Source organism: Clostridium ragsdalei P11 (genome assembly GCF_001675165.1).
Classification (GTDB): domain Bacteria; phylum Bacillota; class Clostridia; order Clostridiales; family Clostridiaceae; genus Clostridium_B; species Clostridium_B ragsdalei.
Window position 1 is genome coordinate 16,521 of sequence record NZ_LROS01000016.1, and the last position, 24,279, is coordinate 40,799.

16 protein-coding genes are annotated in these 24,279 nt (G+C 33.2%); 12 read left to right on the forward strand and 4 right to left on the reverse strand.

Annotated features, from left to right (window positions below; translation table 11 throughout):
* Window positions 1–34 precede the first annotated feature (34 nt).
* The 7 genes from ade to CLRAG_RS08495 all read left to right on the forward strand — a co-directional run bounded on the left by ade (window position 35) and on the right by CLRAG_RS08495 (window position 9,543).
* Entirely contained in the window at window positions 35–1,744 is a 1,710-nt protein-coding gene (ade, locus tag CLRAG_RS08465) for an adenine deaminase (protein WP_065078033.1), read from the forward strand.
* Window positions 1,745–1,843: 99 nt separating this feature from the next.
* Entirely contained in the window at window positions 1,844–2,431 is a 588-nt protein-coding gene (locus CLRAG_RS08470; protein WP_065078034.1) for a TetR/AcrR family transcriptional regulator, read from the forward strand.
* An 80-nt stretch (window positions 2,432–2,511) separates the two neighbouring features.
* Window positions 2,512–3,438, forward strand: coding sequence for an NTP transferase domain-containing protein (locus CLRAG_RS08475; RefSeq protein WP_065078035.1), 927 nt, complete (start codon window positions 2,512–2,514; stop codon window positions 3,436–3,438).
* Window positions 3,439–3,544: 106 nt separating this feature from the next.
* Entirely contained in the window at window positions 3,545–6,109 is a 2,565-nt protein-coding gene (gene xdh, locus CLRAG_RS08480; RefSeq protein ID WP_065078036.1) for a selenium-dependent xanthine dehydrogenase, read from the forward strand.
* A 40-nt stretch (window positions 6,110–6,149) separates the two neighbouring features.
* On the forward strand, window positions 6,150–8,264 hold the full coding sequence (locus CLRAG_RS08485) for a xanthine dehydrogenase family protein molybdopterin-binding subunit (RefSeq protein WP_065078037.1): 2,115 nt from the start codon (window positions 6,150–6,152) through the stop codon (window positions 8,262–8,264).
* A complete protein-coding gene (locus tag CLRAG_RS08490; RefSeq protein ID WP_065078038.1) occupies window positions 8,264–8,731 on the forward strand; it encodes a (2Fe-2S)-binding protein in 468 nt (155 codons plus the stop codon). Before CLRAG_RS08485 ends, CLRAG_RS08490 begins: the two co-directional genes overlap by 1 nt.
* Window positions 8,725–9,543, forward strand: coding sequence for an FAD binding domain-containing protein (locus tag CLRAG_RS08495; protein ID WP_065078039.1), 819 nt, complete (start codon window positions 8,725–8,727; stop codon window positions 9,541–9,543). The genes CLRAG_RS08490 and CLRAG_RS08495 overlap by 7 nt, the downstream gene beginning before the upstream one ends.
* A 495-nt stretch (window positions 9,544–10,038) precedes the next feature.
* Here the strand turns inward: CLRAG_RS08495 and CLRAG_RS08500 are convergent, their stop codons facing one another.
* The 4 genes from CLRAG_RS08500 to CLRAG_RS08515 form a co-directional block, all read right to left on the reverse strand.
* On the reverse strand, window positions 10,039–10,503 hold the full coding sequence (locus tag CLRAG_RS08500; protein WP_065078040.1) for a hypothetical protein: 465 nt from the start codon (window positions 10,501–10,503) through the stop codon (window positions 10,039–10,041).
* 163 nt (window positions 10,504–10,666) lie between these two features.
* Complete coding sequence (locus CLRAG_RS08505; RefSeq protein WP_065078041.1) at window positions 10,667–12,271, reverse strand: N-acyl-D-amino-acid deacylase family protein; 1,605 nt, start codon at window positions 12,269–12,271, stop codon at window positions 10,667–10,669.
* Between the two features lie 588 nt (window positions 12,272–12,859).
* Entirely contained in the window at window positions 12,860–14,041 is a 1,182-nt protein-coding gene (gene dpaL, locus CLRAG_RS08510; protein ID WP_065078076.1) for a diaminopropionate ammonia-lyase, read from the reverse strand.
* A 163-nt stretch (window positions 14,042–14,204) separates the two neighbouring features.
* Window positions 14,205–15,560: a nucleobase:cation symporter-2 family protein gene (locus tag CLRAG_RS08515; RefSeq protein ID WP_065078042.1), complete on the reverse strand. Its 1,356-nt coding sequence runs from the start codon at window positions 15,558–15,560 to the stop codon at window positions 14,205–14,207.
* An 800-nt stretch (window positions 15,561–16,360) separates the two neighbouring features.
* Between CLRAG_RS08515 and ygeW the strand changes: the two genes are divergently transcribed.
* The 5 genes from ygeW to arcC are packed head-to-tail and all read left to right on the forward strand — an operon-like array spanning window position 16,361 to window position 24,183.
* On the forward strand, window positions 16,361–17,557 hold the full coding sequence (gene ygeW / locus CLRAG_RS08520) for a knotted carbamoyltransferase YgeW (protein WP_065078043.1): 1,197 nt from the start codon (window positions 16,361–16,363) through the stop codon (window positions 17,555–17,557).
* 31 nt (window positions 17,558–17,588) lie between these two features.
* Window positions 17,589–20,603 (forward strand): putative selenate reductase subunit YgfK, encoded by a 3,015-nt coding sequence (ygfK, locus tag CLRAG_RS08525; RefSeq protein WP_065078044.1) that lies wholly within the window; start codon window positions 17,589–17,591, stop codon window positions 20,601–20,603.
* A 31-nt stretch (window positions 20,604–20,634) separates the two neighbouring features.
* Window positions 20,635–21,963: a putative aminohydrolase SsnA gene (gene ssnA / locus CLRAG_RS08530; protein ID WP_065078045.1), complete on the forward strand. Its 1,329-nt coding sequence runs from the start codon at window positions 20,635–20,637 to the stop codon at window positions 21,961–21,963.
* 27 nt (window positions 21,964–21,990) lie between these two features.
* Window positions 21,991–23,211, forward strand: a complete 1,221-nt coding sequence (locus CLRAG_RS08535) for a YgeY family selenium metabolism-linked hydrolase (RefSeq protein WP_065078046.1) — start codon at window positions 21,991–21,993, stop codon at window positions 23,209–23,211.
* Between the two features lie 21 nt (window positions 23,212–23,232).
* Entirely contained in the window at window positions 23,233–24,183 is a 951-nt protein-coding gene (arcC, locus tag CLRAG_RS08540; protein ID WP_065078047.1) for a carbamate kinase, read from the forward strand.
* The last annotated feature ends 96 nt before the right edge of the window (window positions 24,184–24,279 follow it).

Genomic DNA, 24,279 nt, shown 5'->3' on the forward strand with positions numbered 1-24,279 from the left:
ATAGGGCATTTTAATAGATTGGAGAAGTGAGTAGATGAATGAATTGACAAATAAAATCGATGCTGCTATGGGCAGGATAAAAGCAGAACTTGTACTGAAAGATGCTTTTATAATAAATGTATTTACTCAGACTGTTGAAAAAAAGGATATTGCAATAAATGATGGGATAATTGTAGGAATGGGTAAATATGAGGGAAACCATGAAATTGATTGTAATGGTTTTTTTGTAGCACCAGGGTTTATAGATTCTCACGTTCATATAGAATCTTCCATGGTAACTCCGGAAATATTTTCTGATTTAGTTATTAAAAAAGGTGTTACTACAATTATTGCAGATCCTCACGAGATAGCAAACGTTTTAGGAGAAAAAGGTATAGAATTTATGCTGGAAAACAGCAAAAAAGGGGATGGAGATATATTTTTTATGCTTCCGTCTTGTGTTCCGGCAGTAGATTTTGAAGATAATGGTGCAGTGCTTGAAGCAGATAATTTAGAAAAGTTTATTGAAGATCCTCAAGTTTTAGGACTTGGAGAAGTAATGGATGTTAATGCAGTTACTTCAGGAAATAAAGGGATGCTGAAAAAAATTTTAATGGTAAACAAGTATGGAAAAAGTTTAGATGGACACTGTCCTAAAATTAATGATAAAGAACTTAATGCTTATTTATGTGCCAACATTAGAACAGATCATGAATGTACCAATTATGAAGAAGCTTTAGAAAAAGTGAGAAATGGGATGTATGTAATGCTTAGGGAAGGATCTGCAGCTAGAGATCTGAAAAAAATATTACCTGCAGTAAATGACAAAAATTATAGCAGATTTTTGTTTTGTACTGATGACAGACATATTGAGGATTTAGTAGATGAGGGAAGTATAGATAATTGTATACGAACTGCTATAGCTGAAGGATTAGATGCTATAAAAGCATATACGATAGCATCATTTAATGCAGCTAATTGTTATAACTTAAGGGATAGAGGTGCTATTTCACCTGGTATGAAGGCTGATCTGGTAATATTTGAAGATATGAAAAAATTGAAGATTAAAAATGTAATTAAGGATGGTAAAATATATAAAGATAATCATATGTTTAAAGATATTTTTGCTAAGCCTTCAGTAAATGTAGATTATATAAAAGAAGAATTATTTAAGATTAAGGCTAAAGGCAAATTTGTAAATGTAATAAATGTGCAGCCAGGAGGACTAGTTACTAAAAAAGAAAAGAGAGAAGTTAAAATAAATGAAGGATTAGTTGAATGTGTTGAAAGTAAGGGAGAAGTTGTAAATAAGATAGCTGTGATAGAGAGGCACAAAAACAGTGGAAAACATTCTGTTGGGTTCATAGAAGGTCTAGGACTCAAAAAAGCGGCTATAGCTCAGACAATTGCCCATGATTCTCATAATATAATTGTATTAGGTGACAATGATAAAGATATGGAGATAGCAGTAAATAGCATTATATGCAATAATGGAGGTATAGTATTTGTATCTGAAGGTAAATTGTTAGAGTATTTAAAATTACCAATAGGTGGACTTATGACATCTGAGAATCCATCTTTGGTAGTAGATAAAATTATAAAATTAAATTCATTAGCAGTAAAGTTTGGAATTAAAAAAGAAGTTGATCCATTTATAACACTTGGGTTTATGGCACTTCCCGTAATTCCAGAGATAAAAATAACTTCAAGGGGATTATTTGATTATTCTAAATTTAGTTTTATAGATTTATTTACAGATATTTAAGTATAACATATGGAGTTTCTATACAAATTTTGCGTAAAATTTAAACTTAGAGTATAATTTTATAGTAGATTATAATTGTTACGAGAAAGAGGTTATACTATGCCAAAAGATGCAAAAAAAGAGATATTAAATGCTGCTATGAAAGTAATTGCAAGGGAAAAAATAAGCGGTACCCGTATGCATATGATTGCAAAAGAAACTGAGAGAAGTCAGGCTAATTTGCATTATTACTTTCCAACTAAAAATGATATAATGATAGCCCTTTTAGATGATATACAAAAGCAATTTTCAGAGAACCGTAAGAAATATATAGATTTAGAAAATAAAAGTGTTTTAGAAAATATAAGAGGATTTTTTGAACAAAAGGAAGATGACATTTTAAATAATAAAGAATTAGATTATGTACAACTTGATTATTGGGTTCAAGGTACAGTAAATGAGGAAATAAGGAAAAAGTTTCAAAAAACTTTTAATATATGGCGCAGCGGCATTAGTAAAGTTTTAAATAAAGGGAAATTTAAAGACAGTGTAGATAATGAATATAAAGATATGCTAACATATATAATGCTATCATTAATGTTAGGAGCATCACTACAGTATCTTATTGATGAAGGCAAGTTTGATTTGAAAAAGTATTTTGATGTAGCCGAAGGGCTTATTGAACAGTGTTTAAAAGAAGAAAATTAGTTATTTTTACACTTGGGCTAGAATCATATAGTCTTAAATTGTACATATATGCAAGTTACAGCTAGATAAGGAGTATGGATATGGAGAAAGAGAAAAAAACAACAGGAGGTATAATTGTTGCTGCAGGAAAAACGTCAGAGAAAGATGAAACATATCCACTGCGAAAAATTGGTTCTATTACTATAGTAAAAAGAATTGTCTTAACTTTTCAAAAGGCTGGGGTTTCACCAATTGTGGTAATTACAGGGTATAAATCTGAGGAAATTGAACATAATTTAGCTTATTATGGAGTTATATTTTTGTATAATGGAGAGTACGAAAATTCACAAATGCTTGATTCTGCAAAAATAGGATTGGATTTTTTAAAGAATAAATGTGATCAAGTAATATTTAATCCAGTAAGTGCCCCATTATTTACACCAGAAACTATTCAAAAGATGATAGAATGTAATAAGCAGTTACTATCACCATCTTATCATGGAAAAACTGGACACCCCCTTTTGATATCTTCTAAGTTAATCCCTCAAGTTTTAAAATATAATGGTAATGAAGGGATGGAGGGAGCTATCCAAAACATTGGCATTGAAAGACAGCTGATGGATGTGGAAGATGAAGGAATTTTAAGTGATACAGGAGACCCTTGGCAATTGGAAAAACTCCTAAAAAAACATAATCAGCGTATTTTACATCCTTTTGTTAAAATAAGTATTGAAAAGGAGTCTATGTTTTTTAATTCAAGAACAAAGTTGCTTTTGATTTTAATTCAGAATACACATTCTGTACGAAATGCATGTAAACACATGGCACTTTCCTATAGCAAAGCGTGGAACATGCTGAATCAGTTGGAAGAGGAATTGGGATATGCAGTGGTTAAAAGGAAACATGGTGGACGAAATGGTGGAAAAACTTATTTAACCGAAGAAGGTATGGAATTTTTAAAAAAATATGAGCAATTTGAACACAATGTTCGTCAGTATGCAAAAGATGAATTTGATAGACTATTTTAATGCAAAAAGCAAGTTCTTTTCACAAAGAATTTGATAAAGGTTAGCCTCCGTTTTATAATAATTATAACAATAAATTGTTAAATTTTTATAAAATAGGAGGTTATTTATGTTTACATTAAATATTAATGGTAAGGATGTAGCTTCGAATACTGATAAACCCCTATTGCGTTTTTTAAGAGATGATTTGAAAATCACTTCTGCAAAGGACGGTTGCAGCGAAGGTGCATGTGGAACGTGCACTATTTTAGTAGATGGAAAAGCAGTAAAAGCTTGCGTACAAAAAGTATCAAAATTTGAAGGAAAGAAAATCTTAACTGTTGAGGGATTAAGTCACAGGGAAAAAGAAGTTTACGAATATTGTTTTGGAGAAGCAGGTGCAGTACAGTGTGGCTTTTGTATTCCTGGGATGGTAATTTGTGCAAAAGCTTTATTAGATGTCAATTCTAATCCAACAAAGTTAGATGTAAAAAAGGCGATTAGAGGTAATATCTGTCGCTGTACTGGATATAAAAAAATTGAAGAAGCTATTTTAATGGCAGCAAAATATTTTAGGGACAATCTTCAGATACCAGCTCCTGTAGGTAAATTGAAGATGAATCAGAAATTTAAGCGTGTGGATGTAGACGAAAAGGTAAATGGAACAGGTATTTTTGTAGATGATATGGAGCTGCCTGGAATGATTTATGCCAAAACAGTTCGATCTAAATACCCAAGGGCTATTGTAAATAAAATTGATATAAGCAAGGCAGAAGCTCACCCGGATTGTGTGAAAATTTTACTGGCCAAGGATGTTCCAAATAATATTATTGGACACATAAAACAGGATTGGGATGTAATGATTCCAGAAGGTGCGACAACCAGATATATAGGAGATTCACTGGCACTTGTGGCAACTTATCATAAGGATAAGCTGGATGAAGTGTGCAAATTAGTTGATGTAGAATACACGGAATTGGAACCGATTACTTCTCCTGAAGATGCACTAAGAGCAGATGCACCTTTAATTCATTCAGATGGGAATATTATGAGTCGTTCTATTCTTCAACGTGGAAATGCAGATGAAGCAATTAAAAATTCTAAATATGTAGTGACGAGAAAATATAAAACTCCATTTCAGGAACACGGATTTATGGAACCAGAGTGTGCAATTGCAGCACCTGAAGGAGAAGATGGTATTTTACTCTATTCTGGCTCACAATCTGTTTACGACGAGCAGCGTGAAATTTCAAATATGCTTAAAATTCCAAAGGAAAAAATACACTGTCATTCCCAGCTTGTTGGAGGAGGATTTGGCGGCAAGGAGGACATGAGTGTTCAGCATCTTGCAGCATTAATGGCATGGTACACAAAAAAACCGGTAAAGGTAAAGTTTTCAAGGCAGGAAAGCTTAGATTATCATGTTAAACGTCATGCAATGGAAATGGAATTTACAACAGCTTGTGATGAAAATGGATATTTAACAGCTATGAAAGGTGTAATTATTGCAGATACAGGTGCCTATGCGTCCCTTGGTGGACCTGTATTACAAAGAGCATGTACTCATGCGGCAGGACCATATAATTATCAGAATATTGACATTTTAGGTATGTCAGTTTATACAAATAATGTGGTTGCTGGAGCATTTCGTGGTTTTGGTGTAACACAAAGCTGTTTTGCTACTGAAAACAATATTAATTTATTGGCAGAGATGGTGGGTATTTCACCTTGGGAAATACGTTACCGTAATGCAATTCGTCCAGGACAGGTACTTCCAAATGGTCAAATAGCAGATAAAAGTGTTGCTATGGCAGAATGCTTGGAAGCTGTTAAAGATGTATATGAATCAAATCCTTATGCAGGAATTGCCATAGCTTTTAAAAACAGTGGAACTGGAGTGGGAAATAAGGATATTGGCCGATGCATTTTATCTGTAGAAAATGGAAAAGTTCATATAAAAACTTCTGCAGCTTGTATGGGACAGGGAATTGCAACAATGTGTACTACCATATTATGTGAAACAACAGGCTTAAATCCAGCACTTACTGTTCATGAAAGAGCAGATACCTTTCATACACCTGATTCAGGAACTAGTACTGCATCTAGACAGACTGTGGTAACTGGGGAAGCTGTAAGGCGTGTATCTGAAAAATTAAAAGCAGAATTGCACAAAGGATTGACTCTTTTTGATTTAGAAGGAAGAGAATTTTATGGTGAATATTCTGCGAAGACAGACCCAATGGGATCTCCAAAGAAAAATCCAGTAAGCCATGTAAGTTACAGTTATGGAGCTCAGGTTGTTATCTTGAATGAAGAAGGAAAAGTGGAAAAAGTAGTTGCAGCTTATGATGTTGGAACACCTGTCAATATTCAGGCTGTTGAAGGACAAATTGAAGGTGGCATTGTTATGGGGCTTGGATATGCTTTAACAGAAGAATTTAAAGTTGAAGGTGGCTATCCTAAGACAAAGCTAGGTACACTAGGACTTATGAGATCAACAGATGCTCCAGAACTTGAAGTTATTCTTGTACAAAGTAAAGGAAAGATTCCTGAAGCCTATGGGGCAAAAGGTTGTGGAGAATTATGTTTGATTCCGACAGCGCCAGCTTGTTCTCATGCATATTATAGATTAGATGGTAAATTCCGCAGTCAATTGCCATTAAAAGGGACATTCTATAAAAAACTAAAAAAATAGTATATTACTTTTTTATGAATCGAATATAGGGAGGTATTGTATGAAAAATATTAGTAAGTCTGTAAAGAAAAAAGATCATGAATTAAAAATAAGTGGCCATGCCCTTTATGTAGATGATCATGTGATGGATGATATGCTTTACGGCAGACTATTGCATTCCACAAAGGCAAGGGCAAAAATCACTAATATAAGTATTCCTAAATTACCTGATGGTTACTTTGTTGCTGACAAAAATGATGTAACAGGTGTAAATCGTGTTGCAATTGTGGAAAATGATACACCCGTTTATGCTGAAGATACTGTGGAATATGTAGGTGAACCTATTTTAATGGTTGTGGGACCTAGCCTTAAAGAAGTCAATAGGATTTTAAGTGAAATTATTGTAGTATATGAGGAACAGGTTCCTGTTCTGGATATGCAAAAATCTAATACAGTTTTTTTCCATTACAAGTGTGAAAAAGGAGATATTTGTAAGACTCTAAAAGAAGCTGATCAGGTTTTTGTTGAAACATTTCAAACTGGTTATCAAGAACAGGCATATCTTGAAACTCAGGGGATAATTGCTTATCCACATGATGGGCGAATGACAATACGTGGTTCTATGCAGTGTCCTTACTATGTGTATGGTGCAGTTTCCAAAGCTTTAGGATATGATGAAAAAAATATTCAGATTATTCAGGATGTTACTGGCGGAGGCTTTGGCGGTAAGGAAGACTTTCCGTCTATACTTGCATGTCAAACTGCAGTGGCAGCTAAAAAGGCAAATAAACCAGTGAAAGTAATATTTGATAGACGTGAAGACATGGAGTTTACTTCAAAACGTCACCCATCTATCTGTACCTATAAAGTAGCAGTTAAAGATGGCGAAATTGCAGGTATGGATATTGATGTACTGTTTAATAGTGGTGCATATACAACTCTTTCTCCTGTTGTTTTACAGCGTGGAGTAATTTGTGCAAACGGCGTATATAGGGTAGAAAACTTGCGTGTTGTAGGACGTGCAGTTAAGACAAATACAGTACCTTGCGGTGCATATCGTGGCTTTGGTGCTCCACAGACTTTCTTTGCAGTAGAGATGATGATGGATCATATTGCAAAGAAAATGGGCGTTGACTCCCTTGAACTGAAGGAAAAATATATGGTTAAACAAGGCGATTCTACTTCTACAAGTGGAAAGTATCATTTCCATGTATCTCTGCCTGAAATGATCAAGCGAGCTGATGAACTTGCTGACTATCGTAAAAAACGTCAGATGTATAAAAATCAAAAGGGACGATACCGAAAGGGTATTGGCATGTCATTATTTTTCCATGGATGTGGTTTTACAGGAAGTGGAGAACGTGATCTCATAAAAGCTGTTGTAAAAATTAGAAAAAATGCAGATGATACAGTGGAACTTTTAGTGAGCAATTCGGATATAGGTCAGGGTATTAAAACTACTTTTTCTAAAATTGTTGCAGATACCCTTGGCATTTCTTATGATAAGGTGCTTATAAATAATCCGGATACAGACCATGTACCTGACTCAGGGCCTACTGTAGCAAGCCGTTCTTTAATGGTAGTTGGAGAATTGCTTAGGCGTGCAGCAGAGAAACTGAAAGGAGAATGGAAAACTGGAGAAGAACAGATTGTGGAAGAACATTTTGTGGAGCCCGACTTTATAATTCCATTTAGTCTTGAAAAGTTCAAAGGAGACGCATATCCGACTTTTTCCTGGTCTGTTAATGTCATTGAAGTTGAGGTGGACACACTTACTGCTATTACAAAGGTAACTGGAGCATGGGGTATTTTTGATGTTGGTGTTCCTATTGATATGAACATTATACAAGGACAGATGCAGGGAGGTTTTCTTCAGGGCATTGGATATGCTTCCATGGAGCAGATGGAATGCAATGATAAAGGCGTAATCCGTAATAATAGCTATAGTGATTATATTATTCCTACAGCAGTAGATGTTCCGAATCTTGTAACTGAAATAGTAGATAATCCATATAGCTGTGGCCCATATGGAGCTAAAGGTGCTGGTGAGCTTCCTCTTGTTGGTGCAGCTCCAGCTTATGTGGAAGCTATGGAGAATGCACTTGACGTAGATTTAAATAAAGCTCCATTTACTCAAGAGGATACTATGAAGGTTTTGCAGGAGGTGCTTAAGTAATGATAAAATTTATTCTTAATGGAAAAGAAGTTACATCTACTGCCAGGGGAAGTGAGCGTTTGCTTGATATACTTAGAAATGAGTTACACATTACTGGTGTAAAGTGCGGCTGTAAGGAAGGTGAATGTGGTGCCTGTTCTGTTATACTCGATGGCAAACTAGTTAATTCCTGTATGGTAGCAGTAGGTAGTATAGAAGGTAGTAGGGTTATGACTATTGAAGGATATCGTGAAACCAAACGTTTTGAAGTCCTTGATAAGGCATATGCTTCTGTTAGTGCTGTACAATGTGGCTTTTGTATTCCAGGTATGATACTTGCATCTGAATGTATACTTTCAAAAAATCCAGATCCTACAGAAGCGGAGATTAGAGAAGGTATTTCTGGAAATCTATGTAGGTGCACTGGCTATAATGCCATTGTTAAAGCTATTGGTATTGCAGCAAAGGAGGGGAAAGGTTTATGGTAAATAGTTATAGACCATCATCTTTAAAGGAAGCATTAGATATTCTTGCAAAAGAGGAGGTTACTCCTTATGCAGGAGGTACGGATTTAATGATTAAGGCAGATGAAAATGCTAGATATTTGTTCTTAAATAAAATATCTGAGATGAAAAATATAGTAGAAGATGAAAAGTATATTCACATCGGTGCTGGGTGTACTTTTACGGATATTATTGAAAATGAATTGACTCCTGCTATTTTAAAAGAAGCAGTATCACAAATTGCAGCACCTGCAATTCGAAATTTAGGTACTGTTGGCGGTAATATATGTAATGGCTCACCTAAAGCAGATAGTGCACTTATCTTTTTTGTTACGGATTCTAAACTGCGTATTGTAAGTAGCAAAGAGGAGAGGATTATTCCTATTAATGAATTTTATCTTGGTAGAAAAAAGACTTCCCTCAAAAAAGATGAACTGCTTGTTGAAGTTCTCATGAACAAAGAAGGATTTGACAATTATTATTATAAGAAGGTAGGGGCAAGAAATGCCTTAGCAATTTCCAGGGTATCTTTTGCTGGTATTCTTAATGTAGAAAATAATAAAATTTGTAATTGCAGTACAGCCTTTGGCGCAGTTAAAGATGTTGTTATAAGGCTGCCAGTTATTGATAGAATGCTCATTGGTAAGACTATTGAAGAAGCAAAAGCTGTTAAGAAGGAGTACCTTGCAGCATATGATAAGGTTATTATCCCTATAAAAGGAAGGGTTTCAGCAGAATATAGAAAGACTGTATGTATGAATTTACTTCGTGATTTCCTTGAAAGTAATGGGATTTAACTTATAAGTAAAAATCACTTTATACTCCGGATATTTTTACAACCTTCAGTTCGGTTAAATATTTTGATAAGCCTAAGCAAAAAATTCTAAAAAATCTAAGAACTTTTGAAAACTCATACCTCAAACAATTCAAAAATTTTAAGATTTTTTACGAATTTTTCACTAAGGCTTATGTACAAAATATTTAAAAGAACTTCATTATTGTAAAAATATCCTATGTATAAAGTGATTTTTTATTTAGAAACCTTATATAGAAATTTTCAATTATAGAAAAAGTTTTTAAATATGATTTGAAATTTGACAGCATATTTCTTGGTATAAATTAAACGTTTATCTAGACTCATATATATAATTTTGAATTTTCCCTTAGGATTATCAAACTCAATTTGAATTATTTTATACAGACAAAGAAATGATAAAGGCTAAAAATTTTATTGCCTAAAGTAATGTAATGCATTCCTATGATGTGTAAAAGACCTGAAAAATAGAGAATTATTACATGTATTTACGTAATTCTTTCATAAACTTATTTATGATATAATATTCCTTCTTGTATGCTATTTGAATTCGTAAATCGGTATATTTATTATTTTGTAATCTCTCTTGTATTCCTTCTGATAATGTATTGAATAAGTCTACATATCCATTGATATCATCACTGTAGTTATTAATATTAATGTTATTAGATTTAATTTGACCAGATTTAATTTGATTAAGTTCAAGCAGAATTATTGCGGCATAAAGCTTATCTTCTTTTGGTAAACTGTTAAATACATTCATCCAAGATTTTCTAACGTTATAAGGAGCATTAGCAAATACACCATTTTTTAATTCATCTGGAGAATTTATACATGGATTCATTTGATGAATACATGACTTAAAATCATTGCAAACTTTATTATTATAAGAATTGATAACTATTTTGTTACTTGTATTTTTATAATCTAATTTTATTTCCACAATACTCCTCCCATTAAGTTTCTATAAGCATAATTGTAGTCATTAACTGCATGTTATATATATTATATCGTGTGGTAATAAAATAAATTTATGGAAAATATAATATTAAATTTAAATATTGGTAACTATTAATTTTTAATGCTTAATTCTTAACTTAATATAATTATGTGTGTCTTATAACTCTACCATAATTTCCTTTACATACAACTCCATTTTTTACAGCAAGTTTTCCGTTTAACAACACATATTTTACACCAACAGGTGGTTTAGTTGGATTCTTGTAATCTTCATAACCTATGATTTTGTCAAAATCAAATATAGTGATGTCTGCTATATTGTTAGGAACTAATTTACCTATATTTTTTAAACCCAGAGTAACTGCGGGAAATAGCGTTGATTTGTATATGGCATTTTCAAGGCTAATAGCCTTTTTTTGTCGTACAAATTTACCTATAAAAAGAGGATAATTACCATAGAAACGTGGATGTGGAACACCTGCAGGTATACTATCTGAACATATCATCTGTAGGGGATGGTGTATGAGTTTTATAGTGTCTTCTTCTGAAAATATATTTAAGGTAACTATTCCAATTCCTGCATTTTCTTCAATAAGTAGTTTAGATATAAAGTCTACTGGATGTATTCCCAAGTCCTTTGAAATATCTCCAACGGTTTTTCCAATGTACTTTAGATTTTTATCTTTTTTAAGTGAAGTGATGAGGATCCCATTCCAACCAGCTATTGCACTGTAATTATCCCATGCAGGGTAATGGATTTTTGTATTAGAAAGTTCATTTTTAACTCTATTTAATACTTGAACATCCTTTAGCTTTTCTAATAAGGTACCTTCTCCTTCTTTTGTAAGCCAGGGGGGTAAAAGTTGAGTCATTAAGGTACTGCCGGAGAGGTAGGGATGCTCATCAAAAGTGATGTCTATGCCATCGTCAATTGCTTTTTCTATGATTTCAATAAGTGAGTCAGCATTCAAACCTAATTCACTTGAATTATAAGATCTCATATGGGAAATTTGAAGCTTTACCTTAGATTCTCTGGCAATTGATATAATTTCTTCTAAAGCATTATTTATAGTGTTATCGTGATTTCTAACATGAACCATAACAATTCCATTATAACTTTTTACAACCTTACACATAGCAATTAATTCATCTCTACAGCTAAAAATACCTGGCATATATTGAAGACCTAGAGACATTCCAAAAGCACCTTTTCTCATAGCATCATCTACTAATCTGCACATGTGGTTAATTTCATATTGTGTAGGTATTCTAGGGTTAAATCCCATTACATTTGTCCTGACAGCACCCTGAGAAATTAATGAAGCATAATTGTTTTTTAATCCCATTGAATTAATTTTAGTCATATATTCATTCAGGTCAGAAAAGTGCCATTTTAGATCAGCACCTCCAACTATTCCAACAACATAATTTTTCCATGTGTTATTCTGACTTTCTATATAAGGGAAAATTCCCAGGCCACATTGACCCACGAGTTCAGTAGTGACCCCTTGAATTAATTTTGAATTTCTAAGGCTTTCACAAGTAAAAGGCACTAGATCATTATGGCTGTGTACATCAATAAACCCTGGAGAAACTATTAATCCAGAGGCATCAATAACTTCATTTGCTTCACTTGGTATATTTTTCTCTATACTTATTATTTTGCCATCCTTAATTCCCATATCTGCATTATAGGGAGTAGTATTTGTACCATCTACAATTAAACCATTTTTTATTAAAATGTCTAACATTTAAATTACCTCTTTTTCAAAATTTCAATTAGAATGAACTCAACTTTTGCAGCTTAAAAACTTTGCGAAGCAATAGTTTTAATTAATAGTTAAGAATGAAGAATTAATAGTTAATGTGGATTTTTTTCCATTACACTACAAAAAATTTTTGATTAAGCTTTTTATCACTTGTTTTGCTAAAGCGAAACACTGCTGATTTATATAAACTTAAAGATTTTTTGCGACAGCTAAAAATCATCCTTTATTTTTAAATTTTCATTATTAATTCTTAACTTGCGAAGTTTTGCTTCGTAATTCTTTTATATTAAGTCAAAACTCTATATGTGCGAAAGTTGAGTAATCACTATATAAAAATAAACTTACACGTAGAAATGATTTTACAATAAACAAGCACATTTAAACATTTTGTATATAAGTCTTAGTGGAAAATTTATATACAAAACTTAGGACTTTTGAATTGTTTAAGGTACGAGTTTCCAAAAGTCCTTAGATTTGTATAAATTTTCTGCTTAGACTTATCAAAATGTTTAACCGGGCTTGTGGTTGTAAAAACATGCGGAGTATAAGTTTATTTTCTATTTAGGGTATTTATATTAAACTTTGATAGTCACCATCCCAAGTAATGTTTCTATATACTTTCGGATCAGTATTTCCTTCTGTACTAATGAGTAAAACGTTAGAATTTTTATCAAGTTTCAATGTTTCACGTAAGTCCTTATATTTATCCTTTGAAGAAATGGATAAGAGTCCTGCTGTTACAGCTCCTGATTCTCCTGATATTATTCTATTATCACCTTTAAGAGGATTTCCTAAGACACGCATTCCTCTTGCTGTTACCCAATCAGGGACTGATACAAATACATCAGCACAGTATTTCAAGATATCCCAGCCCATAGGGTTAGGTTCACCGCAGGCAAGTCCAGCCATTATCGTATTCATTTCTCCTGTGACGGCCTCAATTTTACCTGCTTTGCAGGATCTATAAAAACAATCAGCTTTTTCAGGTTCTACGATAATAATTTTTGGTGGATTTTTTTCAAATGTAGAAACAAATACACTTGCTATAACAGAAGCAAAGGCTCCTACACCTGCTTGTAAAAATACATGAGTTGGAACAGTTCCATGTAACTGTTCAATAGCTTCTTGTGCTAAAGTAGAATATCCTTTCATGATCCATTTAGGAATTTCAGTATATCCTTCCCAAGCTGTATCTTGAATGACTTCCCATCCATTTTTAGAAGCTTGCTTAGCTGTAAAACGTACTGCATCATCATAATTCCAATCAGTTATACTGACATCTGCACCAAATTCAGCTATGTTATTTAATCTGTTTTGAGTGCTTCCTTTAGGCATGTACACAATACACTTGTATCCCAGTTGTTTTGCCATCCAAGCGACCCCACGTCCATGATTGCCATCTGTAGTGGCAACAAAAGTAAGGTCCCCTAAATCACTTTTTACTTTCTCAGATTTTAGTAATGAAAATGGAAGTTCTGATATATCCTTGTCTAATTTTTGTGCAAGATGTTTTCCGATGGCATAAGAAGCTCCCAGCACTTTAAATGAATTTAATCCAAAACGAAAAGATTCATCTTTTACAAAAATATTAGATAGTCCTAAAAAGTTTGCCAATCCATCCAACTTAACAAGAGGAGTTTTTTTATATTGTTCAAAACTTTCATGGAAAGTCTTAACTTCACATAAATTTTTTTTACTTAATAAAGGTGTATGTGCTTTAACATCTTTTTTATTATTAACAATCCATTTCAACAACAAGTCGCCTCCAAATTATAAATTTTTAATAATAAATTAATTTCAAATAAATATTACTAACTAGTTAATCCACTTTTATTATAATTCTGAATTATATTCATGTCAATATATTGACATGAATGGTTTTAAATAGTATATTGTGTGCTTTTAACAAGCACTACTAATATTTTTGTGGAGTATTTTCAGAGGAGGCTTCAATATTAGTAACGTTTTTTTCACCGTGATTTAAAAATGCATTGAGAATTATTGCAACTACAGACGCAGAAACTATACCACTACTGAAGATTGATTTGAAAAATTGAGGAGTATGATCAAGTATAGTAGGAACAATAGTAACTCCAAGGCCTATGCCAATAGAGCAGGCAACAACTAGCATATTTGAATTCTTGTCAAAGTCTACACTTGAGAGCATTTGTATACCAGCTACGGCTACCATTGCAAACATTATGGTTGTAGCTCCACCTATAACAGGTTGGGGAATGATTGTAGCTAAAGCTGCAAATTTAGGGATCAATCCAAGACATATGAGAATAAAACCGGAAACGATTACGACAAAACGACTTTTTACTTTACTTAAAGCTAGGAGTCCTAAATTTTGATTGAATGTTGTGTAAGGGAAAGAATTGAAGATACCACCTAGGATTGTTGCAAGTCCTTCAGCTCTAAGCCCTCGCACAATGTCATTTTCTGTAATTTTTCTTTCGCATATTCTACCTATACCAAGATATGTGCCTGTTGATTCGATCATTACTGTAAGCATGACAAAGGTCATCATAATAATAGAGGCAAGATTAAATTTTGGTATACCAAAATTTAATGGACGAACAAAGCTTATCCATTTTGCACTCGCAACTACTGAAAAATCTACTTTCCCCATAAATGCAGCCACTATTGTGCCTAAAATAATGCCATTTAAAACAGAAATTGCTTGAAAAAATCCTTTAAAGAATTTATTGGAGAATATAACAACTAGCATTACAAATGCGCCGAGTAAAAGATTGGAGATGCTTCCAAAATCTTTAGCTCCTGAACCACCACCAATGCTACTAATGCCCACGTTAATTAGAGAGAGACCTATCATAGTAACGACTGTACCTGTTACAACTGTTGGAAAAAATCTTAACACTTTTCCGTATATTGGTGCAATTAATACCACAACAAGTGCTGCTACTATTATGGAACCATAGGCTGTCGGCATCCCATAACTTTTGCCGATAATAATAAGTGGACCAACAGCGGCGAAAGTACAGCCTAAAATTGCAGGTAGCTTAATGCCTACATAAGGCCCTATACCAATTGCTTGAATTAAAGTTGCAATACCACAAGTAAATAAATCTGCAGCTACTAAAAGTTCTAATTGTCTAGGTGTCAAACCTACAGAAGCACCAATAAGTAAAGGTACGGCTACAGCACCTGCATACATTGCAAGTACGTGCTGAAGTCCTAAAGTAAAAAGTTTTGGAAGAGGAAGCATTTCGTTTACTTTGTCTACATTTTTTACAGATTGTTCTGACATTTGTAAAACCCCCTATTAAATTTATTTAATATTTCAACTTTTGCACATATGAAAGTTTGACTTGATATAAAAAATTACGACGTAATTTTTTTAGTTAATAGTTAAGAATTAAAAATTAATAGTTAATGTGGATTTTTTTCCGTTACACTACAAAAAATCTTTGATTAAATTTTTGATAGCTCATTTTGCTAAAGCGAAACATGGCTGGTTCATATAAATTTAAAGATTTTTTGCAACAGCTAAAAATCATCCTTCACTATTAATTTTTCATTATTAATTCTTAACTTACAAAGCTTTGCTTTGCAAGTTTTTTAAACTGCAAAAGTTGAATTAATGACTATCTACTCTAATACTCTACCTTATACTGTGAAAGAAATTAATAAAAATGATGAATTTTGATTTTTTGTTTTCTAGATGAGTAAAGAGCTGAAATTGATATCTAAGATTCCTGTGCCTGACAAGTAATAGGTAAACACATTATAGCAAAGCATTGTAGTGTATTGTAAATATAAGATGGATTTACCAGTTAGTATAATTTATTCTAATAATATTAATGGTATTTTGTCAACATTACAATTAAGAAGAAATTGTACAATATAGAAACTGTAAGTAATATTAGACATTATTTTACTTTAAAAGAAAAATATTTTAATGTTGACAAAGATATTTTATTATTATAAAATCAAATTATACTAACTAGTTAGTCCAATTTTAAAATATACCATATCTAAGACAAAATATATTGATATTAAAATGTTAAAATATACTAATTCAATCATTGCAATTAGGAGGCATATCTTATGGAAAAATTAAAAGAACTTATTCAAAATTTAAAGAAACTAGATTATAAAAATATGTATAGTAATGATTTCTTTTTAACCTGGGAAAAAACAGACGAAGAGCTTAAGGCAGTTTTTACAGTAGCTGATATTTTACGTCAGATGAGGGAAAATAATATATCACCGCGTATATTTGATAGTGGACTAGCAATTTCATTATTCCGTGATAATTCTACAAGAACAAGATTTAGTTTTGCAAGTGCATGTAATTTACTTGGACTGGAGGTTCAAGATCTTGATGAAGGAAAGTCACAGATTGCTCACGGAGAAACTGTTCGTGAAACAGCAAATATGATTTCTTTTATGGCAGATGTTATAGGTATTAGGGATGATATGTTTATAGGCAAAGGAAACAAGTATATGCATAAAGTATCAGAATCAGTTCAAGAGGGATATAAAGCTGGAATCCTTGGACAGCGTCCTACCCTTGTAAGCCTTCAGTGTGATATAGACCATCCAACTCAATGTATGGCTGATTTACTTCATTTAATTCATTATTTTGGTGGAGCTCAAAATCTTAAAGGCAAAAAACTAGCTATGACCTGGGCCTATTCTCCTTCCTATGGTAAACCATTATCCGTACCTCAAGGAATTATTGGTTTAATGACGAGAATGGGTATGGAAGTTACACTTGCACATCCTGAAGGATACGACGTATTGCCGGAAGTAGAGAATGTTGCAAGAAAAAATGCTGAGATAAGTGGAGGTAAATTTATTAAAACTAATTCCATGAAAGAAGCTTTTGAGAATGCAGATATAGTTTATCCAAAGAGTTGGGCTCCATTTGCAGCCATGGAAAAGCGTACTAACTTATATGGAGAAGGTAAATTTGAGGAAATAGAGGTACTTGAAAAAGAACTGTTAAATCAAAATGCAAATTATAAGGACTGGGAATGCACAGAAGAAATGATGAAGCTCACTAAAGATTCTAAAGCATTATATATGCATTGTTTACCTGCAGATATTACGGGAGTAAGTTGCAAGCAGGGTGAAGTAGCTGCTTCGGTATTTGATCGTTATCGTGAAGAACTTTATAAACAGGCAGGATATAAACCTTACATTGTTGCTTCAATGATTTTCTTAAGTAAGGTGAAAGATCCTGTAAAAACACTTACAGAGATTATTGATTCAAAGCCACCGAGATTTTTAGCAAAATAAAATGTAAAAGTATATCTTAGGGGGAATATAAATGAGTGATAGAATGCGCCCTATTTCTTTTGAAAAAATGATTATTTGGGTTATAAAAGAATTAAAAGAAAAGGGATCTATTTTTGGAATTCATAAAGATAAATTTTATAAAAATAAAAGTGGAAAATCAATTGAAGTGTTTGGTGAAAAGCTATCTTCACCCCTTGGACCTGCTGCTGGGCCAAACACTCAATTAACTCAGAACATTGTCTCTGCCTATTTAACTGGAAGCCGATTTATTGAATTAAAAACAGTACAAGTTATTGATGGAGAAGATATAACAGTAGCTAAACCTTGTATTTGTGCACAAGATGAATGCTACAATGTGGAATGGTCTACAGAACTAAAAGTATCTGATGCTTTCTGTGAGTATATAAAAGCTTGGTTCTTGCTTCATATTTTAATGAAGGAACTTGATCTAAGTAAGCAAAGAGATTTCATGTTTAACATGAGTGTAGGCTATGATTTAGATGGTATTAAATCTCCTAAAATGGATAACTATATTGAAGGTATGAGAAATGCCTCTAATACAAAAGTATGGAATGAATGTAAAAAAGTAATTATTTCTCATATGAATTTGTTCTCCAATTTTAATGAAAAAGATTTAGAAGAAATATCCCCAATTGTCTGTTCATCTATTACAGTATCTACACTGCATGGATGCCCTCCAGAGGAAATAGAAAAAATATCAAATTACTTACTGAAAGAAAAAAAGTTAAATGTTTTTATAAAGATGAATCCAACTCTTTTAGGAGAAAAATTTGTTAGAAATACGCTTAACACAATGGAATATGGTTATATAACCTTAAATGGAGATCATTTTAAAAATGACTTACAGTATGGGGATGCTGTGGCAATGCTCCAGCGTTTGAAAGATACTGCAAAGACGTTGAATTTAGAAATAGGAGTGAAACTCACTAATACCTTACCAGTTAAAATTGAAAACAAGGAATTGCCTGGAGAAGAAATGTATATGTCAGGACGTTCTCTTTTCCCTCTTACAATTGCCTTAGCAGGTAAATTAGCAAAAGAATTTCAAGGGGATTTACAGGTATCCTATTCAGGAGGAGCAGATTTCTTTAATGTGGATAAAATTTTAACTACAGGAATTCAGCCGGTGACATTTGCAACCACTATTTTAAAGCCAGGTGGATATGAGAGAATAACTCAAATGGCTCAGAAGGTAGAGAGAAAGCTTAAAGGTAAATTCTCAGGAATAGATACAGATATGTTATCAAAATTGGCAGAAGAAGCTTTAAAAGATGATCATCATCTTAAAAACTCAAGAACTGTAGGAAGTAGAAAACTTTCTGTAGAACTTCCTACTTATGATTGCATGACAGCACCTTGCAGCATAGGATGTCCTATAAATCAGCAAATTCCTGAATATGTGGCCTTAGTAGGTAAAAAGAAATATGATGAAGCCTTTTCTATAATTGCTAAGGATAATGCATCACCAGCAATTACAGCAACTATTTGCAATCACAATTGCCAGTTTAAGTGTACTAGATTGGACTACGATTCATCTGTCTTAATTAGAGACATGAAAAAAATTGCTGTCTTAAATGCTGAGAAAAAGTATATTGAAAATATCAAACCTCAAGATATAAGAAGTAATAAAAAAGTAGCAGTTATAGGTGCAGGTCCTGCAGGACTTTCAACAGCTCTTTTCTTGAGAAGAAATGGTATAGATGTAACTGTAATGGATAAAAAAGAAAAACCTTATGGTGTAGTAAGGTATGTTATCCCGGATTTTAGAATTCCATCTGAGATGATTGACCAGGATTTTGAGCTTGTAAAGAAACAAGGAGTGAAATTTAAATTTGGAATTAATGAGAATTTTAATATAGATGAATTGAAGGAAAAATATGATTATATTATCTTAGCAATAGGTGCCTGGAAGCCAGGAAAATTATCTTTAAAAGAAGGTAAGGAAAAAGCAGTGAATGCCATTGCGTTTCTTGAAAGATATAAAGCAGAAAAAGAAAACATTGATTTAGGAAAGCATGTTTGTATTATTGGAGGCGGAAATGTAGCAATGGATGCAGCAAGGGCAGCTAAGAGAATAGCTAGAGTAGAGACTGTTTCAATTGTATATAGAAGAACCAAGGAATATATGCCTGCGGATTCTGAAGAATTAAAGTTAGCTATTTGTGATGGCATTGTATTTAAAGAACTTCTTGCACCGATAGCTATTAAAGATAATAAATTGCTTTGTGAAGAGATGATATTAGGAGAAAAAGATACTTCAGGTAGAAGAAGTCCTGTTTCAACTGGCAAAGAGGTTGTGCTAGATGCAGATACGGTTATTGCTGCCGTAGGAGAAAAAGTGGATAGTGATTTGTTAAAAATAAATGGAATAGAATTAAATTCTAAGGATTTCCCAAAACTGAATGAAGCTTGTGAAACTAATATTTCTAATATATATATTCCAGGTGATGCTAAATGTGGACCGGCTACTATTGTTAAGGCAATAGCAGATGGAAAAACAGTTGCCAAAAATATATTGTCAAAAGAAGGATTGAATAATGATTTTGAGAAAAAAGTTATCCCTATAGATGAAAAACAAATATATAGCAGGAAGGGTGTATTAAGAGATTCCACAAATTACGAAGAAGAACCTGAAAGATGTCTTTCCTGCAGTAACATTTGCGAATTGTGCGTTGATGTTTGTCCAAATAGAGCAAATGTAGCTATTAATGTAGGAGGATTTGCTTCTTCTCATCAGATTATACATTTGGATGGTATGTGCAACGAATGTGGAAATTGTGGAGTTTTCTGTCCATATGAGGGAAACCCATATAAAGATAAAGTGACAGTCTTTTGGAATGAAAATGATTTTGAAAATAGTAAGAATAAGGGATTTTGTGTTATTGATATTAAAAAAGGCATTTGTAAAGTTAGAGAGGAAGGTGGCAAAGTTGCCAGGTACACTATTGGTGAGGATAATATTATCTCAAAAGAAATGGAATGTATAATTAAAAGTTGCATAGATAAGTACAGTTATATGCTGTAACCTAATATTTAAAATTTAGGAGGGAAAATGTATGCTATTAATTGGGAATGGTAAGCTTATTACTAGGGATGATGCTAGGCCAATTATTGATAATGGATGTATTGCTGTTTCCGGAAATAAAATTATTGAAATTGGCTTGACAGAAGAATTGAAGAAAAAATATAAAGATGGAAGGTTTATTGATGCAAAGGGTAGGCTTGTTATGCCAGGATTTATTAATACCCATATGCATTATTATAGTACTTTTGCCAGAGGAATGGCTAATGACAGTCCTCCAGCAAAAAATCTTATGGACATACTTACAGGATTGTGGTGGAGACTCGATAAGGTATTAACTCCAGAGGATATTTATTATAGTGCTATTGTACCGATGATTGATGAAGTTAGAAATGGTGTTACAACTGCTTTTGATCACCATGCAAGTGCTTATTCAGTTAAAGGTAGTTTATTTAAAATAGCTGAGGCTGCAGAAAAGGTAGGTATCCGAAGCAGCTTATGTTATGAAACTTCAGATAGAGATGGAGAAAAAATTACTGATGAAGGTATTGCTGAAAATGTGGACTTCATTAAGTATTGTAATGATAAAAAAGATGACATGATTAAAGGTATGTTTGGACTTCATGCTTCTATGACAATTTCAGATAAAACTTTGGAAAAATGTATGGATGCCATAGAAAATTTAAATACAGGTTTTCATGTTCATACAGGAGAGGGAATACAGGACCTGGAAATAACTAAACAAAAATATGGCAAGGGCATTGTACAGAGATGGTATGATGCAGGAGCACTTTCTGATAAGACAATTTTAGTCCACTGTATTCATGTTTCTGATGAAGAACTAGACTTGATCAAAGAAAAAAATGCAATAGTTGTTCATAATCCTGAATCTAATATGGGTAATGCTGTAGGCGTATCTCCTGTACTTAAAATGTATAAAAAAGGAATTCTATTAGGCCTTGGTACAGATGGCTATACAGCAGATATGATGGAATCTTATAAGGTTGGAAATATTATTCATAAACATGCTACTGGAGATTCTACTGTAGCTTGGACTGAAATTCCAGAAATGCTTTTCTATAATAATAGAAAAATTGTTGAAAGATTTATTGATGGAAAAATTGGCATTTTAAAAGAAGGAGCACTAGCAGATATAATTATTGTAGATTATAATGCACCTACACCAATAAATGAAAACAATATTAATTCACACTTATTATTTGGCATTAATGGACGCTGTGTAGATACAACAATTATAAATGGTAAAGTTATTATGGAAAATAGAAAACTTGTAGGTGTTGACGAGGAAAGAATTATGGCAAGAAGCAGGGAACTAGCACAAGAGCTCTGGAAGCGTTTCTAAAGATAGATAAAATAGGGGGAAATTTAGATGGCATTAGATTTGAATAAAGAAAAAATATTGGATATGGCAGAAAAGTATAAACCTGAAATATGTAGATTTTTAAGGGATATGGCTCGAATTCCAAGTGAAAGCTGCGGCGAAGAAAAAGTTATACTAAGAATAAAAGAGGAAATGGAAAAGGTAGGTTTTGACAAAGTAGAAATAGATCCTATGGGAAATGTACTTGGATATATAGGACACGGAAAACACCTTATTGCCATGGATGCCCATATAGATACAGTAGGGATAGGTGATAGAAATCTATGGAAATATGATCCTTATGAAGGCTATGAAGATGATGAGGTTATTTTAGGAAGAGGTGTCACAGACCAGGAGGGAGGAATGGCCTCCATGGTTTATGCAGGCAAGATAATTAAAGAGCTTGGACTTGAGGGAGATTATACATTAGTAGTAACAGGTACTGTTCAAGAAGAAGATTGTGATGGCTTATGCTGGCAGTATATAGTCAATGAAGATAAAGTAAAGCCGGAATTTGTAGTTATAACAGAACCAACTTCAGTAAATATATATAGAGGACATAGGGGAAGAATGGAGATAAAAGTTACAACCCATGGAATTAGCTGCCACGGCTCTGCACCGGAGAGAGGAGATAATGCAATTTTTAAAATGGCTCCTATATTAAATGAGCTGAAGGATTTAAATGAAAAATTAATTAATGATGAATTTTTAGGAAAGGGTACATTAACCGTATCTGAAATATTCTTTTCATCACCTTCAAGATGTGCCGTAGCAGATGGATGCAGTATTTCTGTTGACAGAAGGCTTACTGCTGGTGAAACCTGGGAGTATGCAATTGATCAGATTAAGAATTTACCTTCAGTTAAGGCTGCAAAGGCTGAAGTTGAAATGTACACTTATGAAAGACCTTCTTATACAGGATTGAAGTATCCAACGGAATGTTTCTTCCCAACCTGGGTACTGCCTGAAGATCATAAAGTATGTCAGAATGTTGTAACTTGCTATAAGGATTTATTTAAGAGTGAGCCAAAGGTAGATAAATGGACATTCTCTACAAATGCAGTTTCCATTATGGGAAGATATAAAATACCATGTATAGGTTTTGGACCAGGCCATGAAGATCAAGCACATGCACCTAATGAAAAGACCTGGAAAGATGAATTAGTAAAATGTGCAGCAATGTATGCACTTATTCCAATATCCTATGTAAATAATTATACAGACAAATAAGACTTATGGAGGAATGTTATAATGGGATTTTGTAAATTGGTTATAGCATTAGGTGGAAATGCACTTCAAGAACCTGGTACGAAAGCTACAGCTGAGGCACAACTAGAAGTAATAAAAAAAACTTGTGAATATATTGCAGATATAAGCTGCAAGGGATATGAACTTGTAATAGTTCATGGAAATGGTCCTCAAGTAGGAAGAATTTTACTTGCATCGGAAGCAGCTAATAGTGTTACACCATCCATGCCTTTTGATGTATGCAGTGCCATGAGCCAGGGATATATAGGATATCACATTCAGCAGTCACTGAGAATGGCTTTAGACAAGAGAAACAAGAAAGTGCCAGTGGTAACTCTTATAACTCAGGCAGTAGTTGATAAAAATGATCCTGCATTTAAAAACCCAACTAAACCCATAGGTACTTTTTATAGTAAGGAAGAGGCAGAAAAACTTAAGAAAGAAAAAGGTTACGTGATGAAAGAAGACTCTGGAAGAGGGTGGAGAAGAGTAGTGGCTTCACCAGTTCCAAAGAGAATAGTTGAACTTCCGGCAATTAAAGTGTTGTGGGATTCTACTATCTGCGTAGCAGCTGGAGGTGGAAGCATTCCTGTTGCCCAAAAGGAAGATGGATCATTAGAGGGTGTTGCGGCAGTCATAGATAAAGATCTTGCAGCTGAAAGGCTTGCAGAAGATGTAAATGCAGATATTCTTATGATACTTACAGAAGTTGAAAAAGTATCCCTTAATTTTAAAAAAGCTAATCAAATTGACCTTAATCACATTACTGTGGCAGAAGCAGAAAAGTATATTGAAGAAGGTCATTTTGCCCCAGGGTCAATGCTTCCAAAAGTAAAAGCAGCAGTGATGTTTGCAAAGTCGAATTCCCGCCACAAGTCAATAATTACTTCACTTTACAAAGGTGAAGATGCCCTTGAAGGTAAGACGGGAACAGTTATTACTTTAGATAGATAATGAATACTCAACTTTTTTAATTAATAGTTAAGAATGAAGAATTAATAGTTAATGTGGATTTTTTTTCGTTACACTACAAAAAATCTTTGATTAAAC